The 20621-nt window shown below is 65.6% G+C and carries 21 protein-coding genes; 9 read left to right on the top strand and 12 right to left on the bottom strand.

Annotated features, from left to right (window positions below):
* Genes fliI through fliF form a run of 4 tightly spaced genes read right to left on the bottom strand, consistent with a single transcriptional unit; the run spans position 1 to position 5035 of the window.
* A complete protein-coding gene (gene fliI, locus VGL01_RS16915) occupies positions 1–1572 on the bottom strand; it encodes a flagellar protein export ATPase FliI (RefSeq protein WP_331571305.1) in 1572 nt (523 codons plus the stop codon).
* Entirely contained in the window at positions 1566–2240 is a 675-nt protein-coding gene (fliH, locus tag VGL01_RS16910) for a flagellar assembly protein FliH (protein WP_331571303.1), read from the bottom strand. Before fliH ends, fliI begins: the two co-directional genes overlap by 7 nt.
* Positions 2227–3222 (bottom strand): flagellar motor switch protein FliG, encoded by a 996-nt coding sequence (gene fliG, locus VGL01_RS16905; protein WP_331571301.1) that lies wholly within the window; start codon positions 3220–3222, stop codon positions 2227–2229. Before fliG ends, fliH begins: the two co-directional genes overlap by 14 nt.
* Positions 3212–5035, bottom strand: a complete 1824-nt coding sequence (fliF, locus tag VGL01_RS16900) for a flagellar basal-body MS-ring/collar protein FliF (RefSeq protein WP_331571299.1) — start codon at positions 5033–5035, stop codon at positions 3212–3214. Before fliF ends, fliG begins: the two co-directional genes overlap by 11 nt.
* Positions 5036–5293: 258 nt before the next feature.
* On the opposite strand from fliF, the gene fliE reads away from it, so the two are divergent.
* From fliE to VGL01_RS16875, 5 genes are all read left to right on the top strand, one after another.
* A complete protein-coding gene (gene fliE, locus VGL01_RS16895; protein ID WP_331571298.1) occupies positions 5294–5635 on the top strand; it encodes a flagellar hook-basal body complex protein FliE in 342 nt (113 codons plus the stop codon).
* Positions 5636–5836: 201 nt separating this feature from the next.
* Positions 5837–6271: a flagellar export chaperone FliS gene (gene fliS, locus VGL01_RS16890; protein ID WP_331571297.1), complete on the top strand. Its 435-nt coding sequence runs from the start codon at positions 5837–5839 to the stop codon at positions 6269–6271.
* On the top strand, positions 6268–6597 hold the full coding sequence (locus VGL01_RS16885) for a flagellar protein FliT (RefSeq protein ID WP_331571296.1): 330 nt from the start codon (positions 6268–6270) through the stop codon (positions 6595–6597). The genes fliS and VGL01_RS16885 overlap by 4 nt, the downstream gene beginning before the upstream one ends.
* A 72-nt stretch (positions 6598–6669) precedes the next feature.
* Complete coding sequence (locus VGL01_RS16880; RefSeq protein WP_331571294.1) at positions 6670–8232, top strand: flagellar hook-length control protein FliK; 1563 nt, start codon at positions 6670–6672, stop codon at positions 8230–8232.
* Positions 8229–8603: an EscU/YscU/HrcU family type III secretion system export apparatus switch protein gene (locus VGL01_RS16875; protein ID WP_331571292.1), complete on the top strand. Its 375-nt coding sequence runs from the start codon at positions 8229–8231 to the stop codon at positions 8601–8603. The genes VGL01_RS16880 and VGL01_RS16875 overlap by 4 nt, the downstream gene beginning before the upstream one ends.
* A gap of 26 nt (positions 8604–8629) precedes the next feature.
* Here the strand turns inward: VGL01_RS16875 and VGL01_RS16870 are convergent, their stop codons facing one another.
* From VGL01_RS16870 to VGL01_RS16840, 7 genes are all read right to left on the bottom strand, one after another.
* Positions 8630–9166, bottom strand: a complete 537-nt coding sequence (locus VGL01_RS16870; protein WP_331571290.1) for a CoxG family protein — start codon at positions 9164–9166, stop codon at positions 8630–8632.
* Positions 9167–9319: 153 nt separating this feature from the next.
* On the bottom strand, positions 9320–10717 hold the full coding sequence (locus VGL01_RS16865) for an amino acid permease (RefSeq protein WP_331571289.1): 1398 nt from the start codon (positions 10715–10717) through the stop codon (positions 9320–9322).
* A 178-nt stretch (positions 10718–10895) separates the two neighbouring features.
* Positions 10896–11555: a response regulator transcription factor RqpR gene (gene rqpR / locus VGL01_RS16860; RefSeq protein ID WP_331571288.1), complete on the bottom strand. Its 660-nt coding sequence runs from the start codon at positions 11553–11555 to the stop codon at positions 10896–10898.
* Complete coding sequence (locus VGL01_RS16855; protein ID WP_414720285.1) at positions 11552–12430, bottom strand: sensor histidine kinase; 879 nt, start codon at positions 12428–12430, stop codon at positions 11552–11554. Before VGL01_RS16855 ends, rqpR begins: the two co-directional genes overlap by 4 nt.
* A gap of 469 nt (positions 12431–12899) precedes the next feature.
* The gene (locus VGL01_RS16850) at positions 12900–13670 is read right to left on the bottom strand and encodes a ferredoxin--NADP reductase (RefSeq protein WP_331571284.1); all 771 of its coding nucleotides are present in this window, start codon (positions 13668–13670) and stop codon (positions 12900–12902) included.
* A 120-nt stretch (positions 13671–13790) separates the two neighbouring features.
* A complete protein-coding gene (locus VGL01_RS16845) occupies positions 13791–14597 on the bottom strand; it encodes an endonuclease/exonuclease/phosphatase family protein (RefSeq protein ID WP_331571282.1) in 807 nt (268 codons plus the stop codon).
* Between the two features lie 29 nt (positions 14598–14626).
* Positions 14627–15247 (bottom strand): hypothetical protein, encoded by a 621-nt coding sequence (locus VGL01_RS16840; RefSeq protein ID WP_331571280.1) that lies wholly within the window; start codon positions 15245–15247, stop codon positions 14627–14629.
* 254 nt (positions 15248–15501) lie between these two features.
* Between VGL01_RS16840 and VGL01_RS16835 the strand changes: the two genes are divergently transcribed.
* The 3 genes from VGL01_RS16835 to VGL01_RS16825 all read left to right on the top strand — a co-directional run bounded on the left by VGL01_RS16835 (position 15502) and on the right by VGL01_RS16825 (position 18204).
* Positions 15502–16479 carry an AAA family ATPase gene (locus VGL01_RS16835; RefSeq protein WP_331571278.1) on the top strand — a complete coding sequence of 326 codons (978 nt, stop codon included), beginning with the start codon at positions 15502–15504 and terminating at the stop codon, positions 16477–16479.
* 170 nt (positions 16480–16649) lie between these two features.
* Positions 16650–17756, top strand: coding sequence for an NAD(P)/FAD-dependent oxidoreductase (locus tag VGL01_RS16830; protein ID WP_331571276.1), 1107 nt, complete (start codon positions 16650–16652; stop codon positions 17754–17756).
* 136 nt (positions 17757–17892) lie between these two features.
* Positions 17893–18204 carry a high-potential iron-sulfur protein gene (locus tag VGL01_RS16825; RefSeq protein ID WP_331571274.1) on the top strand — a complete coding sequence of 104 codons (312 nt, stop codon included), beginning with the start codon at positions 17893–17895 and terminating at the stop codon, positions 18202–18204.
* Positions 18205–18322: 118 nt separating this feature from the next.
* Here the strand turns inward: VGL01_RS16825 and VGL01_RS16820 are convergent, their stop codons facing one another.
* The gene (locus VGL01_RS16820; protein ID WP_331571339.1) at positions 18323–19018 is read right to left on the bottom strand and encodes a dienelactone hydrolase family protein; all 696 of its coding nucleotides are present in this window, start codon (positions 19016–19018) and stop codon (positions 18323–18325) included.
* Between the two features lie 324 nt (positions 19019–19342).
* On the opposite strand from VGL01_RS16820, the gene VGL01_RS16815 reads away from it, so the two are divergent.
* Positions 19343–20431: an NAD(P)H-dependent flavin oxidoreductase gene (locus VGL01_RS16815; protein ID WP_331571272.1), complete on the top strand. Its 1089-nt coding sequence runs from the start codon at positions 19343–19345 to the stop codon at positions 20429–20431.
* Positions 20432–20621 lie beyond the last annotated feature (190 nt).

The raw sequence follows: 20621 nt of genomic DNA, 5'->3' as shown, positions 1-20621 counted from the left end.
TTACTCGAACAACGCACCCAGCATCGTGAGGCTTGAATCGAATGCTGCGCATTCGCGAAAACCCTGCTGCAGGAAAGCCTCGATGCGCGGATAGAGCGCAATCGCCCGGTCCAGCAGCGCGTCGCGGCCGCTCGCGTAGGCCCCGACGTTGATCAGATCGCGATTGCGCTGGTAGCGCGACAGCATCTGTTTGAAAACACGCACGCGATCCAGATGTTTGTCGTCGATCAGTGCCGTCATCGCTCGCGAAATCGACGCTTCGATGTCGATCGCCGGGTAATGTCCGGCTTCCGCGAGCGTGCGGGACAACACGATATGACCGTCGAGAATCGCGCGGGCCGCGTCGGCGATGGGGTCCTGCTGGTCGTCACCCTCGGTCAGCACCGTATAGAACGCGGTGATCGAGCCGCCGCCCGCGGGGCCGTTGCCCGTGCGCTCGACGAGTGCCGGCAGCTTGGCGAAGACCGAAGGCGGATAGCCTTTCGTGGCGGGCGGCTCGCCGATCGCGAGCGCGATCTCGCGTTGCGCCATCGCGTAACGCGTGAGCGAGTCCATCAGCAGCAGCACATGCTTGCCCTGGTCGCGGAAATATTCGGCGAGCGAGGTGGCGTAAGCGGCGCCCTGCATGCGCAGCAGCGGCGAGACGTCGGCCGGCGCGGCGACGACGACCGAACGCGCGAGCCCGTCTTCGCCGAGGATCTGCTCGATGAATTCCTTCACTTCGCGGCCCCGCTCGCCGATGAGGCCGATCACGATGACTTCGGCACTCGTGTAGCGCGCCATTTGGCCGAGCAGCACCGATTTACCGACGCCCGAACCGGCGAACAGACCCATGCGCTGGCCGCGTCCGACGGTGAGCAGGCCGTTGATCGCACGCACGCCCACGTCGAGCACCCTGTGGATCGGTTCGCGCTGCAGCGGGTTGATCGACGGGGCCGAGAGCGGGGCGTCGGCGCCTGTGTCGAGTTCGCCGAGGCCGTCGAGCGGGCGCCCCGAAGCGTCCACGACGCGCCCGAGCATGCCCCAGCCCACCGGCAGGCGCTTGGCGCCGGCGAGCGGATCGGCCACCGGCGCGCTTTCGCGCGGAAAGACGCGTGCGCCCGGCAACAGGCCGGCGACTTCGGTCGTCGGCATGAGGAACAGTCGCTCCGCGGCGAAACCGACGACTTCGGCTTCGGCCATCGCGTATGGGCTGCCGGGCGGCAGCTCGATCATGCATTCGGCTCCGACGCCGAGCCGCAGGCCCACCGCCTCCAGCACGAGGCCGGCCGCGCGCGTGAGCCGCCCGCAGGCGGACAGCGGCCGGGCGAGCGCATTGCGCTGGCCCAGGCCGTTCAGCCGCGCGCGCCAGGCGGCGAGATGCGGATTGGCGGCCAGCGCGGGGTCGGGCGTCGCGAGCGGCATGCGCAACGTGGGCGCGGTAATCGCGCGTCGTGGGCGCGAGAGCACGCCGGCATCGACGGGCGCCGTCTCGGGCGCGCCTTCGGGGCCGAACGAAGCGAGGGCGAGCTCGACTTCGAGCGGCGACATGCCGCTCGCGCGCAGTGCGTCGACGGCGCGCTCGGTCACCATTGGGTCACCTTGCCGAGTGCCGCCGCCACGCGCTCCCAGCGCGATCCGATGGACGCGTCGATCTCGCCGCTCGCGGCATGCGCGCGGCAGCCGCCGCGCTCGATCGTGGCGTCGGTGCGCACGCTCCAGCCCAGCGCTTCCAGTTCTTCCTTCAAATAGGCTTCGACAACCGGCAGATCGGCCGGATTGACGACGAGTTGCGGTGCGCCCGTGAGCGCGGGCTCGGCGGCCAGCACCTCGCGCGCGCAGGCGACGAGCGCGACGGGATCGTGCGCGATGTGCTGCCGCACGACCTGCTGGGCGATATCGAGCGCCAGGGCGACGAGCGTTTCGGAGAGCTCGCTTTGCACGCCGTCGAGGGCGGCCTTGAACGATTCGGCGAGACTGGCCAGCCGCGCCGCTTCGGCCAGCGCTTCCTGACGGCCTTTTTCGAAACCTTGAGCGAGGCCTTGATCGAAGCCTGCCTGATAGCCCAATGCCTGGCCGGCCACGTGCCCCGAGGCGAGGCCCTGCGCGTGCGCTTCGTCGCGCAGGCGCAGCAGCTCGCGCTCGTGAGCGCGATCGGCGACGGGATCGGGGGGCGGAGGCGGATCGAACGAAGCCATCTCCCAGCGCTGGTACGCCGAGATCTGACCGTCGCTCTGACGCCCGGAATCAGACATATGCATCTTCCGCCTTTCCGCCAATCACGATCTGGCCGCTTTCCGCCAGATTGCGCACGATCTGCAGGATACGCCGTTGCTGCGTTTCGACTTCGGAGACGCGCACGGGACCGCGCGAATCGAGGTCTTCCGCGAGCAGCTCGGCCGCACGCTGCGACATGTTCGAGAGGAACTTCTGACGCAGCGCGGGCTGCGCGCCCTTGAGCGAGATGATGAGCGCTTCGGACTCCACTTCCTTGAGCAGGAGCTGGATCGCGCGGTCTTCCAGATCGAGCAGGTTCTCGAAAACGAACATCTGGTCGACGATTTTCTGCGCGAGGTCCGCGTCGTACTGCTTGACGTTTTCGAGCACCGATTCCTCGTGCACGCTCGTCATGAAGTTCAGGATCTCGGCCGCCGTGCGGATGCCGCCCATCGGGCTGCGCTTCAGGTTGTCGCTGCCGGAAAGCAGGCCCGTCAGCACGTCGTCGAGTTCGCGCAGCGCCTGCGGCTGAATACCGTCGAGCGTCGCGATGCGCAGCAGCACGTCGTTGCGCAGGCGATCGGTGAAGCACGAGAGGATTTCCGAGGCCTGATCGCGGTCCAGGTGCACGAGGATCGTCGCGATGATCTGCGGGTGCTCGTTCTTGATGAGCTCGGCCACGGCCGGCGAGTCCATCCACTTGAGTCCTTCAATGCCGCTCGTATCGCTGCCTTGCAAGATTCTGTCGATGAGCACGCCGGCCTTGTCTTCGCCGAGCGCTTTGGTCAGCACCGAGCGGATGTAATCGCCCGAATCGAGCGACATCGCCGTGTGCTGCTCGGCCGCCTTGACGAAATCCTGCAGCACCGTTTCCACTTCCTCGCGCGTCACGTTCTTGAGCGACGCCATCGTCGCGCCGATCTTCTGCACCTCGCGCGGCCCGAGGAATTTGAATACCTGTGCGGCCTCTTCTTCGCCGAGCGACATCAGAAGCAGCGCGCTTTTGGTTACGCCTTCAGCGCTCATCGGACACCCAATTCTTGACGACGGTTGCTACGATCTTTGGATCCTTGCGCGCGATCGTCCGCGCGTAATCGAGGTTCCGCTCGAATTTCTGCTTCTCGTTCTCGAACGCGAGCAGGTTGATTTCCATTTCGCTGTTTTGCTCGATGGCGTTCGTGACCGGCGATGCGCCGCCGTTCGCCGGGATGCCGTCGAGCAGCACCGGCTCGTCGGGTGTGCCGATACCGTTGCCGGCCAGCGCTGCTGCCTGGCTTCCCGGCGCGGGCAGCGGCGGGAACGCGCGCTTGAGCACCGGCTTGACCATGACCAGATAGAGGATCAGTGCCGCGATGCCGATACCGATCCACTTCGCCGCCTGGACAGCGAGCTCGATCATGTTCGGCTGGCGCCACCACGGCACGTTGGCGAGCGGATCCTCTTCGGTCGAGAACGTGCTGTTCACGATGTTCACGGAGTCGCCGCGCTTCGCGTCGAAGCCCATCGCGTCCTTGACGAGCTGGTTGACCTTGGCGAGCTCGTCGGTCGTGAGGGGCTGCATCGTGGCATGGCCCTTCGCGTCGACCACCCGCTTGTAGTTGATCACGACCGCCGCCGAGAGCCGCTTGATGCCGCCCATCGGTTGCTCCATATGGGAGACGCGCTTGTCGAGCTCGTAATTGGTGGTCGCGTTCTTCTGCTCGCTGATCGGCGTGGAGTTTGCCGAAGCCGTCGCACCGCTGGCTGCAACGATCGGTGCCGAAGCCGGCTGCGGCGGCGTATTCGAGAGCGCGCCCGGTACGCCGCCCGCGGCGCTCTGGCCGACTTCCGTCGCCGAGCTCGTCTGCTGGCTGCGGATCGCGGCCTGCTGCGGGGTGCCGTTCGGGCCGTAGGACTCGGCCGTCTGCTCGCTTTGGGAGAAATCGATGTCAGCACTCACTTGCGAGTGCGCGTTGCCCGCACCGAACAGCGGCGCGAGGATGGCGTCGATTCGCCGTTGCGTGTTGTGCTCGATCTGCTGAACGTACTTGAGCTGGGTCGCGTCGAGGCCGTTACCCGAGGCCGGTTGCGTGAGCAGATTGCCGTCCTGGTCGACGACGGTCACGTTCTTGAACGGCAATTGGGGCACGCTGGACGCGACCATATGCTGGATCGCCGATACCTGGCCTTCATCGAGCGTGCGGCCCGGGTAGAGGTTGACGAGCACCGAGGCGGACGGCGCTTCGCGCTCGCGCACGAATACGGTCGGCTTCGGAATCGCCAGATGCACGCGCGCGGCACGCACGACGGAGATCGACTGGATCGTGCGCTCGAGCTCGCCTTCCAGGGCGCGCTGATAGTTGACCTGCTCGGCAAACTGGCTGATGCCGAATTTTTCGCGGTCCATCAGCTCCATGCCGACGGAGCCGCTCTTGGGCAGGCCTTGCGAAGCGAGCCGCAGCCGCATTTCGGCGACTTGATCGGACGGCACGAGAATCGCGCCGCCGCTTTCCGAGAGCTTGTAGGGGACGTTGGCCTGCTGCAATGCAGCGACAATGGCGCCGCCGTCCTGATCGGAGAGGTTGCTGTAGAGAATCCGGTAGTCGGGCGAACGGGTCCAGAGAATGAGGGCGGAGATGGCGGCGATGAGGACGGCCACCGCGAAGATCAACGGTGCGCGCGGGTTGCCGCGCATTTGCGAAAGCGACGAGAAGCGCTGAGCGAGGCCGCCGAGTTCGGCGCCGCCCGCACCGACGCCGCCGGCGCCAGGCAAGGCGCCTGCCGCCGCCGCGCCGGGCTGCGCGCCCGCCAGGCTCATGCGAGCGTCGGGGTTGATCAAGGAATTGGCCTGCGAATCCATGCGTCGGGGTTCTCCGGGATGCGGGGGTGACCAACCGGCGCCGGCCCTGGAGCGGGCGCGGGTGGACACTTTCACGAGAAGGATTATCACCAGACGGCCCGCGGCGCTATCAGTCGAATAGAGCCGGGTTTTCCCCCTAGTTTCGCGGGTTTGGCAAAGGGGCCGCTGCTATGCTCCATTCCTGATCGATGAATGGGTCAGGCAAGCGCTGGCCTGCCTCCGATCATCGTTTCAGCCCTTTTCCCTCCCGGAGAAACTATGACTGTGCCAGTCAATCCGCTCGAATCGGCTCTCGCGCAGATGCGGTCGATGGCGGCCGAGGCGGCCGGCGGTGCCCGCTCGGTCACGCTTGGCGAGAAGACGGAAGCGAGCGGCGCCGGCAGCTTTGCCGCGGCGCTCAAGAGCTCGCTCGACAAGATCAGCGGCGATCAGCAAAAGGCGGTCGGCGAATCGCAGGCGTTCGAGCTCGGCGCATCGAATGTGTCGCTCAACGACGTCATGGTCGATATGCAGAAGGCGAACATCGGCTTCCAATTCGGCCTGCAGGTGCGCAACAAGCTCGTGACCGCCTATAACGAGATCATGCAGATGTCGGTGTGACAGGCACACGCGGGCCGCGCGTGCCTGGTAGAAAGGTTCGTAATTTCGTCTAAAGCTTTGGTCCGGTTGATCCGATAACCGCGATATGAGCACGGTGCGCTGGCTACGGGGTGCTGGCACGAGCGCTGTGCCGTACGTTTCGCAAGAAGCGTCGCTTTTCACGAATTTCCGCAACCATTGAACAAAATAGGAGAGGCGCCGATGTTTTCCCAAGGCCACGCTGGAGCGAACGCGTACGCGCGTGTCGGCGTCGAGACAGGGGTGATGGGCGCGAATCCGCATCAGCTGATCCTGATGCTCTACCAGGGCGCCCGGCGAGCCATTGCGCAGGCACGCATGCATTTGCAGCAAGGCAACATCGGCCCACGCGGCGAAGCCATCGGCAAGGCGCTTGCGATTATCGGCAGCGGCCTTCAGGCATCGCTCAACATGGAAGTGGGCGGCGAGGTTGCGGCGCGCCTCGACGCTCTCTACAGCTATATGACCCGGCGTCTCCTGGAGGCCAATCTCGAGCAAAGCGATGCGATGCTGCTCGAGGTGGACGGCCTGCTGGCGACGCTGGAGGAAGCCTGGATCGGCATCGGCGGCGAAATTGCGCGTGTCGCGGCCCAAGGCTCCCCGGAAGTTCAACGATGAACGCGACAGCAGAATATCTTGCGCATTACGAAGCAATCGCCGCCGTCTCGGCCCGCATGTTGGCCGCAGCCCGCAAGGCGCTCTGGAACGACCTGATCGAATTGCAGCAAGAGTATCGCGTGCTCGTCGATATGCTGCGGGAGATGGATGCCGGCGCGCCGCTCAGCGAAAACGAGCGCGGGCGCAAATTCGATCTGATCCGCCAGATACTGGCCGACGATGCCGCGATCCGCGATCTCGCCAATCCCGGCGTCGCGCGGCTATCGATGTTTTTCTCGGCGCGGCGCCCCGCGCACGTGCTCAAGGAATTGTTCGGCGCGCGCTAGGCGGCGCGGCGCTCATTTTATCCAAGGTCTTCGTACCGCCTCGTGCGGCGACGGGGCAGCTCAGGACCCTGCATGACAGGAATCGACTCGAGGCTGGCCACGGTGCTGGCGAGCCGCATCGACAGCCTCATCGACAGTGTCGCTGCGGGCTCGCGCACGGCCGCCGCCCAGACAGGCGCGTCCACGCAGGCGAGCGATATGAGCGCGGCCCCCACGCTGGGTGCGCCGCTCGTCGATACGCCGCTGCCGGCCTCGGCTCAAGCCACGTTGTCCGAAGTCGCGCTGACGCTCGACGCCATTTCGCGAATCGGCGGCGAGGCTACGCCGGCCGTGCTCGGCGAGACGCCGATCTGGCCGGCGCCGCCGGCCATCGATGCGCAAGCGGGTCTGCCCGAAGGACTCTTCGCCGCGACGGCGACGGCGATGGCGACAGCGGGCGAGCCAGCCGCCGCGGCCGATACTCGAAGCGGCTCGGCTGCTCAGACAGGCGCGAGCGGGGCGTTCACCGCCGATGCCCCCGCATCGTCCGGTTCGGTTGCTCTCGTTGCATCGGCGGCGAACTTGCCCGTCGCCGCGCTCGCCAGTGCGTTGGCGAGCACCGTCGCCGAAACGGGTCTCTTCTACGAATCCCATCTGGCGCAGTGGCTGAGCGGCGGCTATCCCGCCGAGGCACTGCTCAAGGAGCCGCAAGCGCGGCTTGCCGCCGAGACCTCCCAGCTTTCGCTCGACTGGAGCGATGCCGACGACGCCGGCTTCGTCTCGGCCGGTCCGCAACTTTCCGGATGGGGCGGCGCGGCGCCGGACGGGGGCTTGTCCGGCATGCCCATGCCCGGGCACGCGGCTGCCGCGCAATTGCTGGCGTCGGCGCTCGCCTCGCAGGCGCGCTCGGATGCGGCCGCCTACGCAGGTGCGCGGCAAGTGCCTGGCATCTCGACACAGGTCGGTTCGGATTCGGACAAGGCGGCGCAGGCGCAAACCGGCTCGGCCGCGCGCGCATTGCAAGCGGGCGATGGCGCGCCGGGCTCGATTGCGGCGTCGATTCATCCCGCCACGATCCCGCTCGTGCGGCAGCAGCTCGATTTGCTCGCGACGGAGCAATTTCGCTGGAGCGGCGAGGTGTGGCCCGGTGCGAAGCTCGACTGGACGATCGAGCCCGACGACCCGCGCCGCGGGCGACCGGGCGAGGCCGATGCGGATAGCGAGCAGGCGTGGCGCACGCGGCTCACGCTGACGTTGCCCACGCTCGGTACGGTGGACGCGGATCTCATGCTGCGCGGTTCCCAACTGATCGTCCGGGTTCAGGCAAGCGCAGCGGGTGCGGCCCGGCTCGCGACGGGCGGCGCGGCCTTCGGGCGCAGGCTCGAGGCGGCGGGTATCGAGCTCGCGGGCCTCACGGTGAGGGAGATCGGCGGACCGGCGGCGGGTGCCGCGAGCGGCGCCGGGCAGGCCGCCACTTCGGCGTACGCCCGTGCTGCGGCGACGGCGGCCGAGGCGCAGGTACACGACACGGCTTCGGCCGGCGATCAATGGGAACGTGCGCCCGCGGGAACGGCGGCACCGTCTTCGGCGGCGCGCGCGCCTCATTCGCCGCTCGATCGTCTGTTCGGCGATCCGTTCGATTGGAGCGGGGAATGAGCCGCACGACGCGCAAGAGCGCGGCGGCGCTCGCCTATGACGCGAAGTCGGGAGATAGCGCGCCGCGCGTCATCGCAAAGGGCTACGGGCTCTTTGCCGACATGATCGTGCAGCGCGCCGAGGAAGCCGGGCTTTACGTTCACCGCTCGCCCGAGATGGTGTCGTTGCTGATGCAGGTCGACCTCGACTCACGCATCCCGCCGCAACTCTATCAAGCCGTGGCGGAGCTGCTCGCCTGGCTCTATCGGCTCGAAAGCGGCGCGAGCGATGCGGACGAAGCTTCGCCTGCTGACGCGCCCGATTCCACGCAACGGCAAACGGGGTCGGGTGAGGCGGGGCATCCGCCTTACCCGCTGCTTCCGGCCAATTGATTTTTAAGCATTCAACGCCGGGTGATTCAGGCCTTCCAGGCCTTCCATGATTTGGCGCCTTTACCGGTAGGCGCCGATTCCGCCACTGCCGCATGCTGGACCGAAGGGTCGCCGGGCTGGGGTGCATCGCTTTCGGCGCCGGCACCGTCGCTCGTCACATGGGCCGCAAAGCGCTTGACGAATTCGTCGGCCACTTTCATTACCGTGCCGCTCGTGCCGTTCGTCGAGCCGCGCGAGACGCACGACAACGTAGTGGACGCTTCGCCATCGGCTTCGAGCTCCAGGTGGGCGCTGCCTACTGCGCCAGCCTCGCTGCCGGCCTCGCTTTCGAAACGCAGCGTGCAGGCGCGCGGGGCCTCGCCACGGATCATTCGCATATGACCAGTGAACCGCGCTTTGACCCCATCCAGCGACGTATTGACGGCGAAGGCGAACGCTTCTTCGCCATCCGCAACGAGATGGTCGCATCCCGGGATCGATGCGCGCAGGACTTGCGCATCGTTCAGTGCATCCCAGGCGCGTTGTGGCGGTACGGGCAGCGTATAGCTGTGCGTCGATTCCATTGCATTGCCTCCCTCTCGTGAAAGTCCAAAGGGCGGCCGAGCCACCGGCCGGCCGCTTCCATTATGTACCTTGTGAGGCAGGGCGGTTCCGCGAATTGGCTGCGGCGCGACGCCGCCCCGCTCGGGGCGGGGCGCAACGCAAGAACGCGCGTATCAGCGCGGTACCGGGGCCAGATGCGAACGGCGGCGCGAATAGCCGAAATAGACGAACAGACCCAGAGCGAGCCAGATCAGGAACGCGGCCCAGGTGATCCACTGCAGGTTCACCATCAGAAACACGCACGCTGCGACGGCCAGCAGCGGCAGCACCGGCACGCCGGGGCAGCGAAATGCGCGCGGCAGGTCCGGGTGGGTGCGCCGCAGGATCAGCACGGCGATCGACACCATCGAGAAAGCCGCGAGCGTGCCGATGTTGATGAGCTCGGCGAGCACATCGAGCGGCACGAGCGCGCCGATCAGGCCAAAGAACAGGCCCACGAGCCAGGTCGTCTTGAACGGCGTCGCGAAGCGCGGATGAACGCTCGAGAGCGACTTCGGCAACAGGCCGTCGCGCGACATCGCGAAGATGATGCGCGTTTGCCCGTAGCTCATGACGAGAATGACGGTGAGCATGCCGAGCACCGCACCGAGATCGATGAAGCCGGCCACCCATCGCTCGCCGGCCACTTGCAGCGCGTAGGAGACCGGATGCGAGATGCCCGCGAATTGCGCCGACGGCACGATCCCCGTCACGACGGCTGCCACGGCGACATAGAGCACGGCACATACGGCCAACGAGGCAATGATGCCGATCGGCAAGTCGCGCTTCGGATTCTTGACCTCTTCGGCCGCCGAGGAGACCGAATCGAAGCCGATGAAGGCGAAGAACATCACCGCCGCGGCCCCGAATACGCCGTGCCACCCATTTGCCATGAACGGATGCCAGTTGGCAGGCTGCACATGGAATGCGCCCACCGCGATGACGGCCAGCACGACGGCCACCTTGATCGCGACCATGGCGTTGTTCACGCGCGTCGATTCGCGCACGCCCACGGACAGCAGCGTCGTGATCACCATCATCACGAGAAACGCGGGCAGATTGAACAGCGTCACCGCGCCCGGCACCGTACCGGGTGCGGCGCTCAGGGCCAGCGGCAGCTTGAGTCCGAAGCCGGCGAGCAGCGACTGCAGGTAGCCCGACCAGCCGACGGATACCGCGGAGGTGGCGAGACCATACTCGAGCATCAGGTCCCAGCCGATGATCCAGGCCGCGAGCTCGCCTAGCGTGGCGTAGGAGTACGTATAGATCGAGCCCGCCACCGGAATCGTCGAAGCGAATTCGGCGTACGCGAGACCCGCGAGCGCACAGGCGACGGCGGCGATCAAAAACGCGATCATCAGCGCGGGGCCGGCTTGCACGGCGCCCGTGCCGGTCAGCACGAAGATGCCGGTGCCGATGATGGCGCCGATGCCGAGAAACGTCAGGTCGAGCGCGCCGAGCGCCTTTTTGAGGCCGGTGCGCTCAGCGCCGGCAATCATCTGCTCGACGTTCTTTTTGCGGAAGAGGGACATGAAGGCGAATCTCCGAAATGCACCGGCAAGGTGCGTGTGCCGGCCACCGTGAAAACCCGCAATTCTAGCGGATCGGCCTTGGCTGGATTGGAGACTCGTCAGAAAACTAGAATAATCGCTAGGACCGAGGAAGTGCGAACGCACTGAAATGGTGCGCGCTGGCGCGACAGATGCCGATTCAGCTGTTCATGACCGGATTGAAGTCGACGAGGCGGTTGCTCATCACGTAGTAGGTCAGCTCGGCATTGTTGCGCAGCTTCATTTTTTCGAGCAGCCGGGTACGGTAGACGCTGACCGTCTTGACCGAGAGCGAGAGCGTATGGGCAATGTCGGTCAGCCGCTTGCCCGAAGCCAGCATGCAAAGCGTCTGATATTCGCGGTCGGAGAGCTTTTCGTGCGGGAGCTGGTCGCCGTCGAACGATACGTATTCGGCGAGCGCTTCGGCGAGCGCCGGGCTCACGTACTTGCGCCCGGCGGCGACTTGCCGGATCGCCTCGATCATCTGCGCCGCCGTCACCGTCTTCGAGAGGTACCCCGACGCGCCGGCCTTCAGCGAGCGCACGGCGTACTGATCCTCGCGAAACATCGAGAACATCATGACGGGCGTGCGCGGCGCGCGCCGTTTCATTCTTTTGAGCACCTCGACACCGTTCATGTCCGGCAGCGAAATGTCGAGCAGTACGAGATCGAATGGCTCTCCGGCATCCACGCCCATCAGCGCCTGCGCGCCGTTGTCGGCTTCGACGACTTCACGCGCCACACTGTGATTGAGCAGAAGCTGCCGGACGCCCTGGCGCACGATCGCATGGTCGTCGGCGAGCATGATGCGTAGTGTCATGTGGCCTGCCTCGTCGCCAAGCCGCCCGCATCGGCGCGGGCGTCGCGTGCTTCCAGGATCGCGTCCCAGCCAAAACGCGCGCGTACCGTCGTACCGGGACCTTCGCCGATGCCTTGCGGCAAGCCATCGGCGAAGGCCCTGGAGGAACCGCTTGCGGGCGCACCGCGCGTGACGACGCGCAGCGAACCGTCGAAGGCCTCGCAGCGTGCGCGCATGCCTGCGAGCCCGAAGCCCACCGTCCGTACCCGATCGGAGCGTCGGCGGCGCCGGATGCCGCGCCCGTCGTCGCTGACGATCAGCGTGAGGTAGCGCGCATCCGTTTCGATGCGCACGTCCGCGCACGAGGCCAGAGCGTGCTTCGCGACGTTGCTCAACGCTTCTTGCGCCACGCGAAAGACGGCGAGCGCCGCGCCTTGCGGCAGTTGAGTGAGGCGAACATCGGCGGCGCACACGACGCTCGTGCGCAAGCCCGTGCGTTCGGTGAACGCATGCGTCCAGTGAGCGAGTGCGCCCACGATGCCGCCCTCGAAGTGCGGTGCGTGCAGATCGGAGACGATACGATGACTGGCTTCGCAGGCGGCTTCGAGCGAGCGTTGCGCAATGGCGAACGCCTCGGTTGCGCAGACGTCGCGCTTGGCCGTCACGCTCGGCTGCACACCCGCAAGCGCAAAGCGCGCGGCGGTCAGCTCGGGGCCGACGCCGTCATGCAGCTCGCGTGCGAGATGCTCGCGGGCCGCTTCACAGGCCAGCACGAGTTCGCCGGCAAGCTCGCGCAGGCGTTTTTTCAGAGCAGCGACATCTTCCCCCACGGCTGCGGGGCCGGCCGGATCGGGCGGGAGGGGCGCCTCGAAAGAGCAGGCCATCGAGGTGGCCATGCTCTCGTCGTCGCGCGGGAAATCGATCGGACGTTCACTCATCGCGGAAAACGGCTTCTTCTAAGCTAAGCGGCTGGAAAACGGCGAACTACTGCTCGTCACATGCGCCGCGGAAAATCCCGACGCCGCCCGTAACGGTACTTACAACTTGTAGCAAGACAATTCCTAGTAGAAATCGTTTACATCCTACCGGCACCGGTCGGGTCGATCATATCTCAAAAATTAGGAAAAGATCAGACCTGACAAGACTTAGGCGACGTTCTTAATGTACCGATTGACATTTTTCGCGCGTTGAGATGTAAGACTAATTCCTACGAACAAACCTCGCCGAGCCGTGTGTCGGGATGTAACAAAAGTAACAACGGCGCCCCCTCGCCGGCCCCTCGGCGGCCCGATACGAGGTACGAAAGGCGAAAAAAAACCGGAGCCTCGGCTCCGGTTTGCGCTCAGCGGGTAGCTTGCTCCGGCGTCAGCCGACGAACGCCTTTTCCACGACGTAGTGGCCGGGCTCGTTGTTGCTGCCCTCCTTGAACCCCAAACTGTCGAGCAGTTCGCGCGTGTCGCGCAGCATATGCGGGCTGCCGCAGAGCATGACGCGGTCGTTTTCGACCGAGAACGGCGGCATGTTCAGATCGGCGAAGAGCTTTTGCGTATCGATGAGCTCGGTGATGCGGCCGCGGTTATGGAACGATTCGCGCGTGACCGTCGGGTAATAGATGAGCTTGTCGCGGACCAGATCGCCGATGTGCTCGTGCGCGGGCAGGTGATCGGTGATGTATTCCTTGTACGCGAGTTCGTCCACGAAGCGGCAGGTATGCGTCAGCACGACCTTCTCGTAGCGTTCGTAGACGTCCGGATCCTTGATCAGCGACATGAACGGCGCGAGGCCCGTACCCGTCGAAAGCAGCCAGAGCGTCTTGCCGGGCAGCAGGTTGTCCGTCACGAGCGTGCCCGTGGGCTTCTTGCCGATCAGCACCTGGTCGCCCACCTTCAGATGTTGGAGGCGCGATGTCAGCGGGCCGTCCTGCACCTTGATGCTCAGGAACTCGAGGTTTTCCTCGTAGTTCGCGCTGGCCATGCTGTAGGCGCGGATCAACGGCTTGCCTTCGACTTCGAGCCCCACCATCGTGAACTGGCCGTTCTCGAAGCGAAACGCGGTGTCGCGCGTGCAGGTGAAGCTGAAAAGCGTGTCGGTCCAGTGGTGGACGGAAAGGACGGTTTGCGAGTTGAGATTGCTCATGGCTACTTGGACAAGAACGGCGTCGCCGGACGCAGAATCCGCTATTTTACCGCGCTTGGCGCGCCGGCGCTCAATGCGTCGTTGCGACGCATGGCGACTGGCGTGCCGTTGCCGTCCGGTTCACTCGGCGAGCCGCAGCCGCGCAACGTAGGGGAGGTGATCCGAGAGCCACGCCGTTTCCTGCGTCGGAGCGAGCCATTCGACCGGTGTCAGCCCGCGCACGAACATCTTGTCGAGCGCGAGCGCGGGCGAAAATGCCGGGAAGGTCCGCGCGGGCTCGCCGAGTTCCGTTGCGACTTCGGTCAGTCCGTGCTCGCGGAACAGCGGAATCGAATCGCTGCGCCAATCGTTGAAATCGCCGGCCAGCACGAGCGGACCGTCCGGCGCCTCGCGCGCGATCCAATGCGCAATCCAGTGCATCTGGCGCAACCGCGCCGAGCGCGTGAGCGCCAGATGCGCGCACAGCAGCGTCACCGAGCGGCCCGCGAACGCCGCGCGCGCGACGAGCAGGCCGCGTTTTTCGAAGCGATGCGCCGAAATGTCCCAGCGTCCGCCGAGATCGAGCGGATGCGGTGAAAGAATCGCATTGCCGTGGCGCCAGGACGGCTTGAACACGTTCGGGCCGAGCGCGATGTCGAGCTCGAGCGCGTGAGCGAGTTCCGTGGCCTGGCATTCCCAGACGTCGGAAAGCGGTTCGTGCACGGGCGCGCCGAAGCTCGTCGCGAGGACCGGCCCCGGCATGCGGCGCGCCATCGCTTCTTGCAGAAAATAGGCGTCGGCGTGCGTCGATTCGACCCAGCGCTGCATGGCCTTCCAAGCCGTGAACCCGAGCGGCGAGCGCCCTTTGTGCAGGTTCCAGCTGACCGCGACGAAGTCCTTGTTGGCGCTCGCCGCCGCCTCGCGTAGCAGTTCTTCGGGATTTCGCATTGCACGCTGTTCCTGCTTCTCGATTGTCCTCAATGGGAGGCCACGCTCGCGCTCACGCGATAGACGAGCGTCGGATGCGCCTCGACGATGGTCCAGCTTGCCGGTTGGCCGGGCACCACGACGAGGCCGGGATGATTGGCCGCCAGGCGCCGCGGCTGCGGCGGCAGCGTGCAGCCTTCGGGCGTGCGTTGCGCCGTCTCGTCCTCGATCGTCTCTTGAGCGTCGATTGCAAGCGTGATGCCGGACGGTTCGGCGGAGATAGGCGAAACCGTCAGTGTCCGCGCGAGATCGATGCGAGCATCGGGCTGATTTTTGCAACCGACGGCATGCACGACCTCGTGATGATGCGTGGCCGTGACGGCCTGGCCGACGGCTGTCGTGCCTTCGAACGTGTCCACGTCGCGGCCGTCGCGCAACACCTCGAGTCGCCACTGTACGAGGGTGGGCTCGGCCGGCGCCGGTGCTTGTACGGCTGGCGCCGGTGCGGGCAGCGGTGCCGGGGCTACCGTGGGTGCGGGCGGTACTGTTTGCGTCGGAGGGGCAGGGGCAGTTTGCGCCGCCGCCGCGAGCGCGGTACAGCATACGGCGCACGACACGATGAACCGCAAAGCCCGCCTCGACCCAGCCGCGATACCGATTTTGCATCCCATTCGAAAGCTCTCCTTCGCGCCCCTTTTGTCGCCGCGGGCGCAAGCGCTCATCTTACGCCTAAGGCATCGGACGGCATTTCAGCGCTATTAGCAGCAACGGGCGCCCGCTGCTTGCTTTGCGCACGGAACTTGCGTCGCTACACTGGACTCGTTGTGAAACTAGCAAGCGAAATGCGCGCCGCCTTCAGGGCGCCGATGTTCCGGGGGACGACCCAAGACCGACGGCGGGCAGATTCGCAACAGTGAGGTGAGCGATGACGACAGCCATGGTCAAGCACGAACTTGCGGTCGCCTCGTTCAGCAAAGTCTACGATCTGGATCAGGTCGAGACGGCGCTGAACGAATTGGGAGAGAGCGCGAACGAGGCATTGCGCACGACATACGAAAAGATGCTGAAGGTCGGCAATATGCGCTTTTGTGTGAAGCCGAACCGGATGCCATCGATCGATGCGCTGCTCGACATCTTGCCGAATTTCGCCGAACCGCTCGAAGACGTGCGGCGGCAAATCGCGCTTTGCATCGAGACCGAGGACCGGCTCGAACTGATGCCGATCCTGCTGCTCGGCGATCCAGGCATCGGCAAGACGCATTTCGCCAAGGCGCTCGCGCGTCTTTTCGGCACCGCTTATCAATACGTGGCGATGAGCTCCCTCACCGCGGGCTGGATTCTGTCCGGGGCTTCTTCGCAATGGAAGAACGCCAAGCCCGGCAAGGTCTTCGAGACACTCGTGAACGGCAGTTATGCGAATCCCGTCATCGTCGTCGACGAACTCGACAAGGCCAACGGCGACTCGCAATACGACCCGCTCGGCGCGCTGTATGCGCTGCTCGAACACGAAACGGCGCAGTCGTTCATCGACGAATTCGCCGAAATTCCGATCAACGCCGCGCAGGTGATCTGGGTCGCCACGGCCAACGACGATCGCAGTATTCCCGAGCCGATCCTGAGCCGCATGAGTGTCTACGAGATCACGCCGCCCGATTCGGCGGGCGCGCGGCGCATCGCGCAGGCCATCTACGACGAGATCCGCTGCACGCATGCCTGGGGACAGCGTTTTCCGGCCGAGCTCGGCGACGATGCGCTCGATGCGTTGGAGCGGAGCTCGCCGCGCGACATGCGCCGCGCGATTCTGCAAGGGTTCGGCGCGGCGCGCGTCGATGGGCGCGATGCGATCCGCGCCGACGACATCCGGCTCGATCGCAGCACGCGCCGCCGTCCGATCGGCTTTTGAGGCCGACGATGCGCCGCATGCGCTCGCGCGCAGGGCGCGCGTCGTACAATCGCCGGGACGAGGCGCATCGGCGGCGATGTGCGGTCACACGAAAGCGCCTGCCTATCGGGGCACATACGCGAGCGGGTAGTTGACGCGAACGGGCATCGGGGCAGGCTGCGGCGGAAGACATGGACCAGATCGAATGTGTAGTGATCGGCGCCGGCGTCGTTGGTTTGGCGGTGGCGCGTGCGCTTGCCGAGCGCGGGCGCGAGGTGCTCGTGCTCGAGGCGACGCAAGCCATCGGTACCGGCACGAGCTCGCGTAACAGCGAGGTCATCCATGCGGGGCTCTACTATCCGCGCGGCTCCCTGAAAGCAACGCTGTGCGTGCGCGGGCGCGAAATGCTGTACGAATACTGCGCGGAGCGCGGCGTGCCGCATCGGCGTTGCGGCAAATTGCTCGTGGCGACCGCGCGCAATCAGTTGCCCCAGCTCACGGCGCTTGCCGCACGCGGCAAGGAAAACGGGGTGCTCGATCTCATGCGGCTCACGGGCGAAGAGGCACAAGCGCTCGAGCCGGCGCTCGAATGCGTCGAAGCGGTGTTTTCGCCGCAAACGGGTATCGTCGATAGCCATCAACTGCTGCTCGCGCTGCAGGGCGACGCGGAGCGCAACGGGGCCGTCTGCGCGTTTCATGCGCCGGTGGAATCCATCGACGCAAGCGGCGGGCGCTTCGTCGTGCAAGTCGGCGGTTCGTCGCCGAGCGTGCTGTCTGCCGCAACGCTCGTCAATAGCGCGGGGCTCCACGCCAATGCGCTCGCGCGAAAGATTCGCGGCCTCGATGCGCGCCACGTACCGCCGCTTTACTTTGCGCGCGGCTGTTACTTCAGCATCTCGGGGCGCGCGCCGTTCTCGCGGCTCATTTATCCGATGCCCAACGAAGCCGGGCTCGGTGTGCATTTGACGCTCGATCTGGGCGGACAAGCGCGCTTCGGTCCCGACGTGGAGTGGGTTCAATCGATCAACTACGACGTCGATCCGCGCCGCGCCGAGAGCTTTTATTCGGCGATTCGCGAGTACTGGCCCGCGCTGCCCGATGACGCGCTGCAGCCCGCTTACGCCGGTATCCGGCCGAAGCTGTCCGGTCCGGGCGAACCGGCTGCGGATTTCGTCATTCAGGGGCCCTCGGCGCATGGCGTGCGCGGACTCGTCAATCTGTTCGGCATCGAGTCGCCGGGCCTCACCGCTTGTCTGGCCATCGCCGCGCGCGTGTGCGAGATCGTCGCGCGCACCTGAGCGCCGCTCGGCACAAACCCTGATCTCCAGTATGGCCCGCACTGCGCGGGAGATGGCTCGCTTCGTTGTATGCTGCCACTGCTGTCACAAGAGCAGCCGCCCGAAGTGGTTCATTACAACTATGGAGAGTCCCCTGATGAAATCATCTCGTCGTACGTTTTTGATCACGAGTCTCGGCGCCGCTTCGGCGCTCGCGCTGTCGCGTCAGGCATTGGCGGATGCGCCGAAAGTCACCGAGAGCGATCCCACCGCTCAGGCGCTTGGCTACAAGGAAGATGCAACGAAGGTGGACAAGGCCAAGTACGCCAAATACAAGGCCGGCGAGCAGTGCAACAACTGCTCGTTCTACCAGGGCAAGGCGACGGATGCCTACGGGCCCTGTCCGATGTTCGGCGGCAAGCAGGTCAACGCCAAGGGGTGGTGCAGCGCTTATAACAAGAAGGCCTGAGAAGCAGGCGTCAGCAGCCGGGCGGGCGGCCTGCGGCCGGGCGGCGCGCGCTCCATCCGGCTTATCGCCGTTGCCGGCGCAGCCTTTCTCGCGGGCCGCGCCGGCAACGTGCGGTCGATCAGATACGCGTAGCCAGGAACGTCATCGTGCGTCCCAGCGCGAGTGCGGAGGCGCGCTGATCGTACGAGGCGCGATCGGTGCAATTGAAGCCGTGGCCCGCGCCCGGATAGACGTGAAGCTCCGCATTCGCCTTGCCGGCGAAGCGCGCTTCGATCGTTCTGACGGCATCGATCGGAATCGAAGTGTCCCGATCGCCGAAATGAAAGAGAATCGGCACGTCGATGCTGTCGGCCTGATCGAGCAGATTCTGGATTCCACCGCCGTAGTAAGCGACGGCCGCGTCGGTCATGCTTTGGGCTGCCATGCGATACGCAAGCTGGCCACCGATGCAGTAGCCGACCGCAGCGACCGGGCCGGCCAGTTCAGGGCGCGCTTTCAAGGCGCGTACGCCGGCGCCGAGATCGGCCACCGTGCGATCGATATCGAGCGACTTCAGCAGCGACAGCGCCTTGTCCCGATCGGGCCCGTCATAGCCTAGTTCGATGCGTCGCTGGGTGCGCCAGAACATGTCGGGTACGAGCGCGACATAACCCGCGAGCGCATATTGCTCGGCGACCGAGCGGATATGTCCGTTCACGCCGAAAATCTCTTGCACGATGAGCACGCCGGGCCCGCGGCCCGCTCTCGGCAAAGCCAGGTAGCCGTCGAAGCGCTGGCCGTCGTCGCTCTCGATTTCGATCCATTGAGAAGTCACTGTCATCGTCGTTTCCTCATTCGTCATTCATCGTTCATCGTTTCGTTGCTCGTCCGGCTTCACCCAACCGGAGACGCTGCGCCGCCAGAGTTTGTCACTATTCGCGGCGGCTTGCCGAAAGCCGTGCCGCGCAGCCACCGGTCGCCGCAGTCACTGTTCGCCGCAGTGTTCACCGCAGTGTTCATCATAGGCCGCCGATCGTTCTTGCCTTTGGATCGAATCGATCTCGATTATTCATTTTTCGGGAGGGCCGTGCGCGCGTAGAGTAAGCGCGTAGCGTCCGCCAGAGGTCATGACGGCCATGAAACGAAAGGGGAATCGACCATGAGTACGCCGCGTTATCCGTCCGCGCTTGCCGAGCGTTTCGATTTGCGCTTGCCTGTGGTCCAGGCGCCGATGGCGGGTGCCTCGAATCCCGCGTTCGTCGCGGCGGCCTGCAATGCGGGGGCGCTCGGCAGTCTCGGCGCATCGGGCATGTCGCCCGACAAACTCGCGGCGGCCGTCGCCGAGATTCGCGCGGCGACTTCGCGGCCCTTCGCCGTGAACCTGTTCGTGCTGCAGCCCGCCTCGCCCGACGAAGCCACGGTGCGGCGCGCGCTCGAAGCCATCGATCCGTTGCGTGCGGAGCTCGGACTGCCACCCGGGCATGCGCTCGATCGTTATGCGCCCGATTTTCGCGCGCAATTAGAGACATTGATCGAATTGCGCGTGCCCGTCGCGAGCTTCACGTTCGATGTGCTGAGCGCGGCCGACGTCGCGCGGCTGAGGGCAGCGGGCAGCTATGTGATCGGCACCGCGACGCACGTCGCGGAAGGCGTTGCCTGGCGCGATGCCGGGGCCGACGCGGTGGCCGCGCAAGGCGGCGAAGCCGGCGGCCATCGCGGCACGTTCATCGGTGCCTTCGAGGATGCGCTCGTCGGCACGATGGCGCTCGTGCCGCAGCTCGTCGATGCGCTCGGCGACGTGCCCGTATTGGCGGCCGGCGGCATCATGGACGGGCGCGGCATCGAGGCCGCGCTTGCGCTCGGCGCCCAGGCCGCGCAGATCGGAACCGCCTTTCTGACCTGCGCCGAATGTCCGATTCCGCAGGCATGGAAGGCACGCATCCTCGAAAGCGAAGACACCTCGAGCACGGTGACGCGCGCCATCTCCGGCCGCCATGCGCGCGGTATACGGAACGGTTTGATGAGCCGGCTCGGCGCGGTGGCGGAACGCATCGCTCCGTATCCCGTGCAGAACGCGTTGACGCAAGAGCTGCGTCAGACAGCCGGCCGCGCCGGGCAAAGCGATTATTTGTCCCTGTGGTCCGGCCAGGGTGCGGCGCTTGCGCGCAGACGCCGCGCCGGACTTACGGTGGGCGAGCTCATCGATGCGCTCGAAGCCGAATGGCTTGCCGCCAGCCGCCGGCATTGAGCGGCGCAACGGGGCAACGCCCGCGTAAAAGCGGCTTACCGATGGCAAACCGATAGTGAAAGGATGCGTTGAGCATCGCATCGGCGGATGTCATCGGATTGCCGCATTCGGGTTATCCGCATCGCACATACGGCATATTGGCTTTGAAAGAAAACGATTGCCATCGAGAGTCTATACGCGTAAAACCCGC

It is taken from the genome of Trinickia sp., assembly GCF_036503415.1.
In the GTDB taxonomy this organism is placed as follows: Bacteria; Pseudomonadota; Gammaproteobacteria; order Burkholderiales; family Burkholderiaceae; genus Trinickia.
Note: the sequence above shows the minus strand (reverse complement) of the source record. Positions and strands in the feature narration are given on the sequence as shown.

What these genes read in the sequence shown, in the direction of transcription:
- fliI (WP_331571305.1), bottom strand. Translation starts at nt 1,572, where the DNA reads ATGGTGACCGAGCGCGCCGTCGACGCACTGCGCGCGAGCGGCATGTCG.
- fliH (WP_331571303.1), bottom strand. Translation starts at nt 2,240, where the DNA reads ATGCATATGTCTGATTCCGGGCGTCAGAGCGACGGTCAGATCTCGGCG.
- fliG (WP_331571301.1), bottom strand. Translation starts at nt 3,222, where the DNA reads ATGAGCGCTGAAGGCGTAACCAAAAGCGCGCTGCTTCTGATGTCGCTC.
- fliF (WP_331571299.1), bottom strand. Translation starts at nt 5,035, where the DNA reads ATGGATTCGCAGGCCAATTCCTTGATCAACCCCGACGCTCGCATGAGC.
- fliE (WP_331571298.1), top strand. Translation starts at nt 5,294, where the DNA reads ATGACTGTGCCAGTCAATCCGCTCGAATCGGCTCTCGCGCAGATGCGG.
- fliS (WP_331571297.1), top strand. Translation starts at nt 5,837, where the DNA reads ATGTTTTCCCAAGGCCACGCTGGAGCGAACGCGTACGCGCGTGTCGGC.
- VGL01_RS16885 (WP_331571296.1), top strand. Translation starts at nt 6,268, where the DNA reads ATGAACGCGACAGCAGAATATCTTGCGCATTACGAAGCAATCGCCGCC.
- VGL01_RS16880 (WP_331571294.1), top strand. Translation starts at nt 6,670, where the DNA reads ATGACAGGAATCGACTCGAGGCTGGCCACGGTGCTGGCGAGCCGCATC.
- VGL01_RS16875 (WP_331571292.1), top strand. Translation starts at nt 8,229, where the DNA reads ATGAGCCGCACGACGCGCAAGAGCGCGGCGGCGCTCGCCTATGACGCG.
- VGL01_RS16870 (WP_331571290.1), bottom strand. Translation starts at nt 9,166, where the DNA reads ATGGAATCGACGCACAGCTATACGCTGCCCGTACCGCCACAACGCGCC.
- VGL01_RS16865 (WP_331571289.1), bottom strand. Translation starts at nt 10,717, where the DNA reads ATGTCCCTCTTCCGCAAAAAGAACGTCGAGCAGATGATTGCCGGCGCT.
- rqpR (WP_331571288.1), bottom strand. Translation starts at nt 11,555, where the DNA reads ATGACACTACGCATCATGCTCGCCGACGACCATGCGATCGTGCGCCAG.
- VGL01_RS16855 (WP_414720285.1), bottom strand. Translation starts at nt 12,430, where the DNA reads ATGGCCACCTCGATGGCCTGCTCTTTCGAGGCGCCCCTCCCGCCCGAT.
- VGL01_RS16850 (WP_331571284.1), bottom strand. Translation starts at nt 13,670, where the DNA reads ATGAGCAATCTCAACTCGCAAACCGTCCTTTCCGTCCACCACTGGACC.
- VGL01_RS16845 (WP_331571282.1), bottom strand. Translation starts at nt 14,597, where the DNA reads ATGCGAAATCCCGAAGAACTGCTACGCGAGGCGGCGGCGAGCGCCAAC.
- VGL01_RS16840 (WP_331571280.1), bottom strand. Translation starts at nt 15,247, where the DNA reads ATGGGATGCAAAATCGGTATCGCGGCTGGGTCGAGGCGGGCTTTGCGG.
- VGL01_RS16835 (WP_331571278.1), top strand. Translation starts at nt 15,502, where the DNA reads ATGACGACAGCCATGGTCAAGCACGAACTTGCGGTCGCCTCGTTCAGC.
- VGL01_RS16830 (WP_331571276.1), top strand. Translation starts at nt 16,650, where the DNA reads ATGGACCAGATCGAATGTGTAGTGATCGGCGCCGGCGTCGTTGGTTTG.
- VGL01_RS16825 (WP_331571274.1), top strand. Translation starts at nt 17,893, where the DNA reads ATGAAATCATCTCGTCGTACGTTTTTGATCACGAGTCTCGGCGCCGCT.
- VGL01_RS16815 (WP_331571272.1), top strand. Translation starts at nt 19,343, where the DNA reads ATGAGTACGCCGCGTTATCCGTCCGCGCTTGCCGAGCGTTTCGATTTG.